Origin of the sequence: Aliikangiella maris (assembly GCF_040719265.1) — a bacterium.
GTDB classification, from domain to species: Bacteria; Pseudomonadota; Gammaproteobacteria; order Enterobacterales; family Kangiellaceae; genus Aliikangiella; species Aliikangiella maris.
Window position 1 is genome coordinate 43,198 of the sequence record NZ_JBFDAH010000005.1, and the last position, 13,153, is coordinate 56,350.

The window sequence follows — 13,153 nt, forward strand, 5'->3', positions numbered from 1 at the left end:
TTGGCATTAATATTTTGTGTTTTTTAATAATCGATTAAATTTCAATAAATCTGTTTTGGGTATGATCATTCGATGAATCAGTTAAGCCAAATTTGTACATTTTGGGCGCTTATATTTTTGCCAATATCACCGGTTTTGGCCGAAAAAATCGGTTCAAATCAAAGTGACTTACTTACCGGTAATATGATTGATCAGCAAACTAGTGAACAAGAGTGGGGAGATAACTGGGATGATTCATGGGAAGAAGACAAAGATTGGCAGATTATTCAAAAACTGAGTTATAGCTATGCATATTTAACCCATTCAAATAGTGCTAATTTGGCTGATAATATCCTCAATGAAGCGCGATATTCTTTTAAGTTTGACTACGACAGCAATTCATTTAAATTTTATTCTCATGCCGATATTGTCGTTGATGAACTACGCAAGAGTAATGAGTTTTCGTGGTATGAGTTAAATTTTCAGTATACTTTAACTGAGCAAGTCGATTTTAAAATTGGACGGCAAATTATTACCTGGGGCACAGGCGACCTGCTATTTTTAAATGATTTGTTCCCAAAAGACTGGCAATCTTTTTTTAATGGCCGTGAAAATCAATATCTTAAATTACCGGTTGATGCGATACGGTTGAGTTATTTTGGCCAATCAGTAAATATAGAACTGGCTTATTTACCTGAATTTACCGCCGATAACTCGCTCACTGGGGAAACATTTTCATTTTATTTACCTTCACAGACTAGCGGAGCCCCGCAAATTAGACAACCTGAGGTGCCGTTAATATTCCAATCTAAAAAGAGTGATGAATTGATTGGAAGAGTTTACAAAACCATTGATGGTATTGAATGGAGTGGGTATTTTTATGATGGCTATTTTAAATCGCCCTCAAAAATTACACCGAATAACATACCCGGTTACAGCAAAATGCAATCTTTAGGGGCAAGCGCCAGGTTACCCTTACTGAATGGATTGTTTAATATCGAAACCAGTTATTATCATAGTAAAGAAGATTCTTCTGGTAGGAATCCTTTGGTTGATAATAGTCAGCTTAAATTGTTGGTTGGCTATGAAAAGGAAATTTATAAAAATATTACGCTATCTACACAGGTAATGATGGAACAAATTTTACAGTTTGAACGCTTTATTGCGCATCAGCCTGAGAGTAATACAAACCTACAAGAGCGAAAAATAACCCTCACGGCTCGTTTAACACAAATGGCGTTACAACAAAAACTTACCAATACTTTAATGTTATTCTACTCACCCGATGAGGAAGATTACTATATAAGATTTGGTCATCATTATCGTTATAGTGACCAACTAACCCTAAGTGGTGGAGGGAATATTTTAGGTGGTAAAAGCGAGCAGTCGTTTTTTGGCCAGCTACGAGATAATTCAAATCTGTACCTCAGATTTGAATATCATTTTTAATATGAGACGCAGCTTAATTATTCGTTAGGAATGCAGTAATAATCATGCAGTGCATTAATGATATCTTTCGCTACACCATTTTTTAACGAGTAATAAATTGTTTGTGATTCACGTCGAGTTGAGACCAGTTCATCCGAACGAAGCTTAGCTAGATGCTGAGATAATGCAGATTGAGATAAATCAATCAACTCATTTAATTCACTAACAGAAAGCTCTCCCTCTGATAAAATGCATAAAATCATCAAGCGATTAACATTTGCCAGTGCTTTTAACTGTCTGGTGGCAGCATTAGCATGCAATCTTAAATCCTGAGGATCTCTTTGGCAGCATCTTTTAGGTTCAAGTGACAAGGGCTTATCTGAATTTATCATATCTGGAGTAGTTTCGATTAATTGTTCCATTATTTTATTTTCATCCGATATTTTAAATTTTCTGGGTTAAGAATAAATGTAATTGAAACTGACTAGAGTGTCTAGTGAGAATCAAAGTCTATGTTAAACAATGAGTAATAGTTTTTAAAAATAGAAAAAATATTTTTTAAGACAACTCTATATTCATACTCTATTTTATTATAAAGTATAAACGGCGCGTTAGGTTTTTACCTAAGGAATTGTGTGATTGGTTTGTGATATTTGTATTAATTATTGATGTTAGTTTGATTAATTCTCACGCCATGACCGGATCACAGCTGTCTGTTGTAAATTGAGGTATGAATTTTTGTACGCCACTATTTATAACTTGGTTCTGAGTAGTAAGCTGATTTTGAGCAGAAAATTCATTTACAATGGCTTTTGCTGAATCAACGCATCGTCCGCAACAGTTCCCAACGCCTAAATGATGTTGAATTTCTGCAAATGTAGTCAGACCATTATGCATAGCTTCTTTAATTTGTGAATCTGTTACTGCATTGCAGATACAAACGTACATAAAATTCTCCTTCAGAAAACTGTGAAATATTATAGGAATCATTCGCATTTGAGTCAAACACTTATTAAGTGATTATTGATCTAAATCAGATACCTTATAGTTACCCCGTATTTACTGTTAAAATACGACAATTAATTCAATCATAAAAAGGTTAATATAAGAGGCAAATATGAAAGGAAATAGGGCAATTATCGGCCAGCTGAATGGTGTATTAAAGGCGTTACTCACCGGTATTAATCAGTATTTTCTGCATTCCCGCATATGTGAAAACTGGGGGTATGATTCATTAAAAAAGAAAGATTATCACTATTCTATTGAATTAATGAAACTGTCAGATAAATTGATTAAGCGCATCTTATTTCTTGAAGGGTTAGCAAATCTTCAAGATTTGGGCAAACTGTATATAGGTGAAAATGTTGAACAGGTTTTCGCTGGAAACCTCAAGTTTGATACTGAATTACGGCAAAGCGTGGTTGATACTATCGAACAGTGTGAAAAAGAAGCTGATTATATCAGCCGTGAATGCCTGGAAGAAATTCTCCATGAATGTGAAGAACAAATTGACTGGTTAGAAGCTCAACAACATTTAATTGCTAAAACTGGTCTACAAAACTATCTACAGTCTGCGATGTAAAGAGGTACTTCTTATCTGTTTTCATCTTGATAATATTTTAAATACGAGCAATAACCGCCCCGAGCTAAGGAAACTTTATGAAAGGTAATCAAAGAGTTATAGAGCAACTACAAATTTTATTGGAATCTGAACTCAGTGCATTTGACCAATATTTCATACATGCCCGAATGTATGCTGACTGGGGATACAGTCGACTAGAAGAGCGCATTATGCATGAAGCTGATGAAGAAAAAGAGCATGCTCAATTACTGATTGATCGTATGTTGTTTTTAGAAGCAACTCCTGATTTGACTAAACGTACACCATTAAATGTGGGAAAAGATGTCCCTGAAATGTTAAAAAATGATTTGGACTATGAGTACAAAGTCGCTGATGATTTAAAAGTTGCGATTAAAATCTGTGAAGAGGAAAAAGACTTTCAGTCTCGTGAAATTTTAATAAAACTGCTAGAGGATACGGAAGAAGATCATATGTTCTGGCTTGAACAACAATTACGATTAATTAAGCAAATTGGTGAGCAAAACTATTTGCAAAGTCAGGCATCATAGTTAATAAGTTACCGCAAGTTAATCACGTAACATCATGATTAACTTGCTTTTTTTTGTTTTCTATTTTTTAATCTTTGTTGCCATGCACTCAATATATGTAGACGCCAGAATAAACGAATACCGACATATCCCAACAAAGCACAAACTACACCACAGACAATGCTGCCTAAAAATAAAGGTTGCCAGAACTCATTCAAGTTTTGTGATAACCATTCCCAACTTAATTCAAACTCAAAAGTTGAAGATTCCTGGCCAAGTAACCAAACGCCAACTAGGTAAGTAAAACCAAATACGACAGGCATAGTTACGGGATTAGTAAGCCACACGAGCGCAATAGAGATCGCAATATTGGCTCTGAAAATGATAGCCCCACCAGCAGCCAGCAGCATTTGAAAGGGAACCGGTATAAAAGCACAGAATAAGCCGACTAAAAATGCATTACTGACCGAATAACGAGTTAAATGCCAGAGTTGTGGATCATGAATAAACCGACCAAACAGCGATAAAAACTTATTGTTTTTAATTTTTTCCGGATTCGGGAGATAACGCTTTATGAGTTTTCTTGGCATTAGGCAGTGACAACTTAAACGCTGATTTGATTTTTATTGTGCAATATTGTAGCTTTAAGCGGTTTCGATTGTAAGTGAAAATGTTAATCTTTCACCAATCAGTCATTGAAATAATAGTGTTAACTATTTGATATAAATTGAAATTTTTTATTTTTTGTTGAATGGCTTTGACAACTTGTAATTAGCTTTTACACAATTTATCGGGTTTAAATGACAGACTTAAGTTAAATCCAACTTAAAAATACCATAAGCCCGACCCGATTATAACAAGGACGAATCATGCTGACTCAAGGAATGGGATTACTCATTGGATTATTATCTCTTTGGTTTATTCCTCACGCTCAATTTGCACTAATTTTGTTACTGGTTTCCCTCGGTATTTTATTATGCCGTAAGTGGTTTAAGTTTTCTTGCTTATTTAATTGGGTTAACTGGGGCATTATTTGGGCTTGTCTTAACATTCTTGTTTGGGCGAATACAACAAAAAGTCTCATTACTGATGCGGCTACGGTAGAAGTTGAAGGTATGATTTGCAGTATTCCTTATCGTCAAGCAGAGAGAATTTTGTTTGATTTTTGTGTTTCGTATATTAATGGACAAGAGGTTGGCTGGTTGAGTCAACGTAAATTTCAGGCCTCCTGGTGGCATGTTGAAGATGCTCTAGTGTCAGAGAAATCAGCCATTCATGCTGGAGAAACCTGGGTATTATATGGCCGAATTAAACCCGCTAGAGGTCGCGTTAATCCGGCAGGATTTGATCGTGAAAGATGGTTGTTAGCCAATCATTATTTAGGACAGCTTTCCGTTAAACGCTGGACAGGTTTTCGTGATTTATCATCAATTTCAAGTTTATATCATCAAATGCGACAGTCTGTTTATGAGAAAGTACGATTTGTTTTAAAAGACTCTGAATTTCAAGGTGTCATCTTGGCTATTTTAATGGGAGAACGGCAGCATTTTAGCAATCAACAACAAGATGTTTTTCAGCGTAGCGGGACCGCTCATTTGCTTGCAATTTCGGGATTACATATTGGCATTGCTGCACTTTGGGTTTACTGGGGATTTTTGTTTATTTGTAAGCGCACCGCTAAATTTTGTCTTCTTATTCCTGCGTGTCGAGCGGCAGAAATAGGTGCGCTTTGCGGTGCGCTTTTTCTATTGCTGTTAAGTGGTATGGCGATTCCAGCCTGTCGGGCAACATTAATGCTTAGCGTTGTATTTGTTAGTAGATGGTTTGGTAGTTATTTGCCAATTGCTAATGTTTTGAGTCTGGTAATGCTCATAACACTTATTATTTTTCCTTTCTCCATTTTATTAGCCAGTTTCTGGTTGTCATTTGGTACTGTCAGTATGATTGCATTAGTACTCAATAAACCTAGTTATTTTCGTGAAAAACTGGTGCTTTGGTTCAGGATTAACTGGTTTTTGTTTTTAATGTTAATTCCAGTGTCTTGGGTAATCTTTGGTTATGTCAGTTGGGTAGCATTTGCGGTTAATTTGTTACTCATTCCGGTTTATTCTTTTGTCATTACGCCTTTGATCTATTTAGCTGGAATTTTAGCGTTTATTGAGATTAACATGGCAAAATGGCTGTTTGATTGGATTTCTGAGTTGATTGGAATTGGTTTTATCATTCAATCTAAATCTGTCGAATATAATCAATTAATACCGGAAGTTAGTTTTAACCCATTGAGCTTATTATATGTTGGTAGTTTGCTTACAATCAGTCTACTTCCATATAAATTATTGAATTTAAAATTAAAAATATTATTTTTAATTGGATTTCTATTAAGTATGCCTTTTCAACAAAAAAGACCTTACGATTTTCAAATGTGGGTGTTTGATATAGGGCAGGGGTTAGCGGTCTATATTGAAACCCCCGATGGAAATTTAATCTTTGACACGGGTTGGGGAAATAAACAATTTAATCTAGCTAAAACAACGATTATACCTTTTCTGCAAAATAACAAGATTCGACAAGTCGACAAGCTGATTGTCAGTCATGATGACAGTGACCACTCGGGGGGAGTAAGTGAGTTATTGAGTCAGGTTAATATTACTCAGGTTTTAAGTGGTGAATCTATTCTGTTTTCTCACGCAGATAATTGTCACCGAGCAACAAGTTGGCAGTGGGGACGAGTTGAATTTGAATTTTTGTCGACTGACAATGTGCTTTGGAAAAGTGGCAACAATGCATCATGCGTACTTTCAGTCAAGGTTGGACAACAGCATATATTGCTGACAGGCGATATTGAGAAACAATCTGAAGCATATTTAATTCAACAGGGCTTAAAACCTCATGATTTTCTACTCGCACCACATCACGGCAGTTTAACAAGTTCCAGTCGGCAATTTGTTAACCATGTCAGACCAAAATATGTTATTTTCTCGACCGGATATGACAATCGCTGGAAATTTCCCAAAACGGAAGTTGTTGAACGTTATCGCCTAATTGGCAGTGAAATATATAATACTGCCGATGATGGTGCGGTTTGGCTTTATGCCAAACCTGATGAACAAATAAATATTGCATCTTTTAGGCGATTATATCCTCAGTTTTGGCGGTGAATTGTTGTCTATATTGTTGTTTAAATTGATTAAATGCTCAAATCAACTTGAGATTTCCTGATATAATCAACGCCACTGAAACAGATTTAATATAATCGATTTTATCGAATTAAAATAATAAATTGGTTTTCTGATTAATCCGATGCGGTATACATTATTCAATCTAAGGATTTATTTGCATGATCGAACTATTTAAAGCCGGTGGGTACATCATGTACCCGATTATTCTTTGCTCAATTGCAGCATTAGCGATTTGTGTTGAAAGAGGCTGGAGTCTACGGCGCTCAAGAATAACGCCCAAGCACTTAGTTGCACAAGTATGGAGTTGGATTAAAAATAATCAACTCGATAAAAACAAGCTTAAAACCTTAAAAGCTAGTTCTCCACTTGGTGAAATATTAGCCGCAGGATTAGTTAACCATGTTCACGGCAGAGAAACTATGAAGGAGAGTATTCAGGAAGCAGGCAGGCATACTGTATTATCTTTAGAAAAATATCTAAATACACTTGGAACTATTGCTCAAATTACGCCATTGTTAGGACTGTTAGGCACTGTAATTGGGATGATTCGAGTTTTTACCGTAATCACTATTCAAGGAACTGGCGATGCGAATGCGCTGGCTGCGGGTATTTCAGAAGCTTTGGTCACTACCGCTACAGGATTGACCATTGCCATTCCCGCGCTTATTTTTCATCGCCATTTTGAACGCCGAGTCGATGAACTTGTTACTGAAATGGAGCAGGAAGCATTAAAAATGGTAGAAGTTTTACATGGTGAAAGAGAAACTTTAAAAGGCTAGTCATTGTGTTACGTCGAACAAAAAAGAAAGAAGTCGCTATAAATCTTACACCGTTAATTGATGTTGTTTTTCTTTTATTAATCTTTTTTATGGTGTCGACCAGTTTTACCCGTGAAACTCAAATCAAAATTGAGTTGCCGAAGGCGAATGTCGATAAATTAAAAGCCGAACCTGAAATTATTGAAATCAGTATCGATAAAGAAGGGCGAATATTTGTGAATGGTAAAGGATTGGCCAATGCGCAAGTTGACACTTTAAAGCGCGCGCTAACCCCGTTGCTAGAAAAAGATAAAAATTTACCGGTGATTATCAGTGCCGATGCCAATGTGGCTTATCAAGCTGTTGTTACTGCAATGGATGCAACTTCACAGTTAGGCATTACAAATTTAAAAATGGCCACTCAGAGAAGCGAAGAATGAGTGAGTTACCGAGTCCTGCAACAACCGGTACGTTTAAGCGCCTATTATCCTATTTGGGTGATTACAAATTAATGTTTGCAATCGCTTTTGTAGGCAATGTAATTTATGCGCTTATGGAAGTGTTATTTATTAAAGCGCTAGAACCATTGACAGATCGGGGACTTGTGGGTGGTGATATCGCTTTTATGAAAATGGTGCCTCTCTACATCATTGGCATTGTTTTTATTCGCGGATTGGCGGGATTCATTTCTAGTTACTGTATGTCCTGGATTGGCCAGCATATTGTACAAAAAATGCGACAGCAGCTAATTAGTAATTACACTGCGTTGCCACCACAATTTTTTGATGACAATAACTCAGGACAACTAGTATCAAAAGTTACTTTTAACACTCAGCAGGTCGCAGCTGCTAGCACTGATGCCTTAACAAAACTATTTCGTGAAGGGATAGTCATAATCGGATCTATTGGTTTGCTGTTTTATACAAACTGGCAATTAGCTTCAATTTTTTTCATTTCAATCCCAATTATTGGCGTCATCGTTAATTTTGCCAGCAAAAGATTCAAGAAAATCAGCAAGAATATTCAAACTGCGATGGGTGGAGTGACTCAGACCACGCAAGAGATTGTTGATGGTTATAAAGAGATAAAAACTTTTGGTGGTGAAAAATTTGAGGAGAAAAGATTTTACGAAGCCGCTAATAAGAACCGTCGCCAAATGATGAAAATGAATGTAACAAAGGCAATAAGTACACCGTTAATTCAGTTTATTGCTTCATTTGCTATTGCGATTGTAATTTTTTATGCGGCAGTTTTAATGGAGTTACAACAGCTCACCGCAGGACAGTTTATTTATATGCTTTCTGCTATGATGGCATTGTTAAAGCCGTTAAAAGTAATTTCAAATTTAAATAATGTCATCCAACAAGGAATTGCAGCGGCTGAAAGTGTATTTGAAATTATTGATACCGATAAAGAAAAGGATCAAGGACAAAAAGAACTCAAATATGTGCCGCAAACGATTCAATTTCAGAATGTTAATTTTCAATATCCCAACGCCAATATGGCAACGATTAAAAATATCTCTTTACAAATTAATCAAGGAGAAACCATTGCATTGGTTGGTCGTTCTGGAAGCGGTAAAACAACGTTAGCGCACTTACTGCTGCGTTTTTATGAACTACAAAGTGGAAAAATTTTATTTGATGGAACAAATATTGATGAGTTTACTCTCAAGTCATTGCGTCATAATATCGCGATAGTTTCACAGCAAGTTACGCTGTTTAATGATACTGTTGAGGCAAATATCGCTTATGCCGCATCAACAATTGATCAACCTCATTTAATTGATTCTGCTAAAAAAGCGCATGCTGATCACTTTATTCAGCAATTTCCCGAAGGTTATCAAACACTAATTGGAGAAAATGGTTCGCGCTTATCTGGTGGGCAAAAGCAACGGCTTGCGATTGCTCGGGCAATTTATAAAAATTCCCCGATTATTATTTTAGATGAAGCAACCTCGGCTCTGGATACCGAAGCCGAACGCCATATTCAAGCGGCTATGGATGCTTTAACCGAAAACCGTACGACCTTGGTTATTGCTCATCGACTATCAACCATAGAGCAAGCCGATAAAATCGTGGTAATGGATAACGGTGAAATTGTAGAGCAAGGAACTCATCAAGCCTTATTGCAGGCAAATGGTGAGTATGCCAGATTACATGCAATGCAGTTTACTGAGTCAGAATAGACTACTATGCGATTTATCGAGGTTATTGAAAAATTTTGGTATAGTCGACGTTGGTATCATATTTTGATATTCCCTCTAAGCATACCTTTTTATTTGCTTGTTTGGTTTAAGTATTTTTTTTACCGGCGCGGTATTTTTTCCTCAGCATCGTCACGAGTGCCTGTTTTAGTGGTCGGTAATTTATCCGTCGGCGGAACTGGCAAAACCCCTTTTATTTCTTTTTTGACACAAGTACTTGTACAAAATGGCTATCGAGTAGGTATTGTCAGTCGTGGTTATGGTGCGAAAATTACTCAATTTCCACACGTAATTTCGACGCACGATAGTGTTGCCCAAATTGGGGATGAAGCCTACATGCAATTTCAAAAACTGGGTGTCCCGATGGCAATTGCCCCACAACGAGCGCAGGCGGTTAATAGCCTCTCACGAGAATTTGATTTAGATGTGATTATTAGTGATGACGGCTTACAACATTATGCGATGGCAAGAGAATTTGAAGTGTTGCTAGTCGATGGCCAAAGAGGGCTTGGAAACCAGATGGTTTTACCCTTTGGTCCATTGCGTGAACCGTCTACGCGAATAAAAACGGTAAATTGGGTTGTGGTTAATCAAAATCCGACAATTATGTCGCATAGTCAACACCAGTTAAAACAACAGCTTTTAAATTATGGTAAGCCGCTTAGTTATATGACTATTAAACCCGTTGCTCTGGTACACCTGGCGTCAAATGAAGCGGTTACAATGAATAACTTAAAAGATCAATCAGTTACCGCTGTATGTGGAATAGGGAATCCCACACGTTTTTTTGAAACATTAGCACCACTTTGTCAAAAAATAGATCAGGTTGTATTTTCCGATCATCATGAGTTTTGCGCTAGTGACTTTGTTGAATTTGACGCGCAAACTGTCGTTATGACGGAGAAAGATGCTGTAAAATGTCATGCGTTTGCCCAACAGAATTGGTACTATTTGAAAATAAGTGCCACATTAAACCAATCAGATACAATCGAATTATTTAATTTGTTAGAACAGCAAATTTTACAACATAAACCAAAGCCGAGGTAATCGCCGATGGACAATAAATTACTGGATATACTCGTTTGTCCTTTATGCAATAGTAAACTCTATCAACCTAAAGATAAGCAGCAATTAATTTGTAAGTTTGATCGACTGAGTTTTCCAGTCGACGATGGTATTCCTGTCTTGTTACCAGAAAAAGGAACGAGTTTGACCAGAGAACAAATAGAGCAGCTGAATTAATGGGCTTTCACGTTATTATACCGGCGCGTTATCATTCAACCAGGCTTGCTGCAAAGGCATTGGCTTTAATTGGTGAGCAACCAATGATAGTACATGTTTGTCAGCAGGCATTAAAAAGTGGCGCTCAGTCTATTACTGTTGCAACAGATCATGATGAAATTATCGAGCAAGTAGAGCGGGCGGGATTTAATGCTGTTCTAACACGTGATGATCACCAATCTGGTAGTGATCGGGTTTATGAAGCCGCCCAATTAGCTGGACTTGCAGAACAGGATATTATTGTCAATGTTCAAGGAGATGAACCTTTTATTCCTGCCGAAAATATACAACAAGTTGCATCACTACTAACTAAAACCAGTCACTCTATGGCCACTTTATGTTGTCCTATTAGTAGTGCCGCAGATGTATTGGATGCAAACATAGTGAAAGTTGTATTTGATCAAAATCTTAAAGCGCTATATTTCTCGCGTGCGCCCATTCCTTTTTGTCGAGATAATCCCTTAAAGGTTTCGGCTGCTTTGCCTACATCTTATTATCGTCATATTGGTATTTATGCTTATCGCAAAAGCTTTTTACAAAAGTTTATTGGTTGGTCGCCAAGTTCATTAGAGCTAACGGAATCACTCGAGCAATTAAGAGCGATGGAAAATGGGGCAAGTATCGCCATTCATGTATTATCCGATATGCCACCCGCGGGAGTTGATACGCTAGAAGATTTGCAAAAAGCTCAGGCGTTTTATTTAAAACAACAGAATATTTAAAGCCATAGATTATTTGAAATAAAAATTTATTTGAAACAAGAATATTATTTAACTTGCTTCTTTATACACTGTTATTTTTTAGCATTTAATTATTCTTTCGAAATCGCATCCTAGGACTTATCTGAAATTTCAGGTATTTCCTAGGTCTAGCAAAATCTTTATTTTTATATTTTACCTGTTTAGTGGATGATTATATTTTTATACCAGATTTTTTAACTTTTCGAGATAAATTATCTGAAGAATATTTAAATCTCAAATAGGCAGCTGGCAACCAAAGTCTTAAATAAAGACGATTAGTTTTTAGAAAGTTTTTAGAAATTTTAAAGTTTTTATCTTTAGCCAATTTTATTTTTAAAAGTTGGCTTAAGTTTTTGTCAGCATAAAAAACAAAGAGCTGACAAACCATAAAGTAAATTGTCATTAATGTGATAATAATAATTAAGTTAATCATTTTAATTCATCCTTAATATTTAGAAATTAATTACTTTCAAACAACAACTAACGTTACCTACGAATTTATATCGAGCGAAGTATAGTAAAGATTTTTTAAGATTGTTGATTACTTTTTAACGCATTGACTTTTATTGAATAAAGCGTTTATCGATGGACTGAAGAAAGCGATAAAAACAAAATATTCACGTCTTTTGAAAACAAAGTGAATGCTTTAAAAATCAAAAGCTTAAATGTTATATGACACAAATTTGAAGGCATTAACTTAGTTTATATATGAAGGGGCTCATTTCGTGAGACAGTGAATATTACCATTATTTTTGTGAGCGGTACTACCAGATGGTAACGCGTTTATTGCACTTTTGCAGAGAGATTGTCATCAATTTCGTGAAGCATTTATTTGATTTAGCTTGCCTGCATCAAGTAGGATTGCTTAATAAAATTTTCAAGGATTTAAAAAATGGTTTTAAAAAATTGTCAGCTATCAGTGTTATTTGTCTGTATGGGAAATATTTGTCGATCGCCCACTGCAGAAGGTATCTTTCGCCACTTTGCCATTCAGCATTTATCAGTGCTCGATCTTGAAATTGATTCGGCTGGAACAACGGGTTATCACCAGGGTGAAAAAGCTGATCCACGGGCAATTAGTGCGGCTAAAAAGCGTGGTTATAACCTGGATAGCATTGTCTCTCGCCAAGTGGTTGATGAAGATTTTGAAAAGTTTGACCTGATTCTGGCAATGGACAAAGATAATTTTTCTCACTTAATGAAACATGCAGAACAAAGTAATAACCAACATAATCGTCATAAGATAAAATTGTTTTTACAGGATTTTGCGCCTTTATCTGAATATATTGAAGTACCTGATCCTTATTATGGGGCAGATAGAGGGTTTGATTTAGTGATCGACTTGATCGAACAGGCATCACAGGGATTGATTAAACATATTCAAGCAGAATATCTATCTAAGCAGAATACCTAAAACCTTAACCAGTAGAAAAGAGCTATTGTAACAATAGCTCTTTTCTGTTAGTGGTATAA

General features: G+C 36.2%; 15 protein-coding genes. 11 read left to right on the top strand and 4 right to left on the bottom strand.

Features of this window, described 5'->3' with window-relative positions; genetic code table 11:
• Nucleotides 1-72: 72 nt before the first annotated feature.
• Entirely contained in the window at nt 73-1,428 is a 1,356-nt protein-coding gene (locus ABVT42_RS05815) for a hypothetical protein (RefSeq protein WP_353896044.1), read from the top strand.
• 17 nt (nt 1,429-1,445) lie between these two features.
• Here the strand turns inward: ABVT42_RS05815 and ABVT42_RS05820 are convergent, their stop codons facing one another.
• Complete coding sequence (locus tag ABVT42_RS05820; RefSeq protein ID WP_353896045.1) at nt 1,446-1,829, bottom strand: ArsR/SmtB family transcription factor; 384 nt, start codon at nt 1,827-1,829, stop codon at nt 1,446-1,448.
• A gap of 265 nt (nt 1,830-2,094) precedes the next feature.
• Entirely contained in the window at nt 2,095-2,355 is a 261-nt protein-coding gene (locus ABVT42_RS05825; protein WP_353896046.1) for a (2Fe-2S)-binding protein, read from the bottom strand.
• A 169-nt stretch (nt 2,356-2,524) separates the two neighbouring features.
• Here ABVT42_RS05825 and bfr (ABVT42_RS05830) point away from each other — a divergent pair, with 169 nt between their 5' ends.
• Together bfr (ABVT42_RS05830) and bfr (ABVT42_RS05835) are read left to right on the top strand one after the other, a co-directional pair.
• Nucleotides 2,525-2,989, top strand: a complete 465-nt coding sequence (bfr, locus tag ABVT42_RS05830) for a bacterioferritin (RefSeq protein WP_353896047.1) — start codon at nt 2,525-2,527, stop codon at nt 2,987-2,989.
• 77 nt (nt 2,990-3,066) lie between these two features.
• On the top strand, nt 3,067-3,537 hold the full coding sequence (bfr, locus tag ABVT42_RS05835; protein WP_353896048.1) for a bacterioferritin: 471 nt from the start codon (nt 3,067-3,069) through the stop codon (nt 3,535-3,537).
• Nucleotides 3,538-3,575: 38 nt separating this feature from the next.
• Here bfr (ABVT42_RS05835) and ABVT42_RS05840 read toward each other — a convergent pair whose 3' ends face one another.
• Nucleotides 3,576-4,106, bottom strand: a complete 531-nt coding sequence (locus ABVT42_RS05840) for a DUF2062 domain-containing protein (protein ID WP_353896049.1) — start codon at nt 4,104-4,106, stop codon at nt 3,576-3,578.
• Nucleotides 4,107-4,385: 279 nt separating this feature from the next.
• Between ABVT42_RS05840 and ABVT42_RS05845 the strand changes: the two genes are divergently transcribed.
• From ABVT42_RS05845 to kdsB, 7 genes are all read left to right on the top strand, one after another.
• Entirely contained in the window at nt 4,386-6,674 is a 2,289-nt protein-coding gene (locus tag ABVT42_RS05845; RefSeq protein ID WP_353896050.1) for a DNA internalization-related competence protein ComEC/Rec2, read from the top strand.
• Nucleotides 6,675-6,853: 179 nt separating this feature from the next.
• Nucleotides 6,854-7,474 carry a MotA/TolQ/ExbB proton channel family protein gene (locus tag ABVT42_RS05850; protein ID WP_353896051.1) on the top strand — a complete coding sequence of 207 codons (621 nt, stop codon included), beginning with the start codon at nt 6,854-6,856 and terminating at the stop codon, nt 7,472-7,474.
• 5 nt (nt 7,475-7,479) lie between these two features.
• Entirely contained in the window at nt 7,480-7,893 is a 414-nt protein-coding gene (locus ABVT42_RS05855; protein ID WP_353896052.1) for an ExbD/TolR family protein, read from the top strand.
• Nucleotides 7,890-9,641, top strand: coding sequence for a lipid A export permease/ATP-binding protein MsbA (msbA, locus tag ABVT42_RS05860; protein WP_353896053.1), 1,752 nt, complete (start codon nt 7,890-7,892; stop codon nt 9,639-9,641). The genes ABVT42_RS05855 and msbA overlap by 4 nt, the downstream gene beginning before the upstream one ends.
• 6 nt (nt 9,642-9,647) lie before the next feature.
• Entirely contained in the window at nt 9,648-10,706 is a 1,059-nt protein-coding gene (gene lpxK / locus ABVT42_RS05865; protein WP_353896054.1) for a tetraacyldisaccharide 4'-kinase, read from the top strand.
• 6 nt (nt 10,707-10,712) lie between these two features.
• Nucleotides 10,713-10,901, top strand: coding sequence for a Trm112 family protein (locus ABVT42_RS05870; protein ID WP_353896055.1), 189 nt, complete (start codon nt 10,713-10,715; stop codon nt 10,899-10,901).
• The gene (gene kdsB / locus ABVT42_RS05875; RefSeq protein ID WP_353896056.1) at nt 10,901-11,662 is read left to right on the top strand and encodes a 3-deoxy-manno-octulosonate cytidylyltransferase; all 762 of its coding nucleotides are present in this window, start codon (nt 10,901-10,903) and stop codon (nt 11,660-11,662) included. The genes ABVT42_RS05870 and kdsB overlap by 1 nt, the downstream gene beginning before the upstream one ends.
• 190 nt (nt 11,663-11,852) lie before the next feature.
• On the opposite strand, the gene ABVT42_RS05880 is transcribed toward kdsB, so the two are convergent.
• Nucleotides 11,853-12,113, bottom strand: a complete 261-nt coding sequence (locus tag ABVT42_RS05880) for a hypothetical protein (protein ID WP_353896057.1) — start codon at nt 12,111-12,113, stop codon at nt 11,853-11,855.
• 459 nt (nt 12,114-12,572) lie between these two features.
• Here ABVT42_RS05880 and ABVT42_RS05885 point away from each other — a divergent pair, with 459 nt between their 5' ends.
• Nucleotides 12,573-13,094 (top strand): low molecular weight protein-tyrosine-phosphatase, encoded by a 522-nt coding sequence (locus ABVT42_RS05885; RefSeq protein ID WP_353896058.1) that lies wholly within the window; start codon nt 12,573-12,575, stop codon nt 13,092-13,094.
• Nucleotides 13,095-13,153 lie beyond the last annotated feature (59 nt).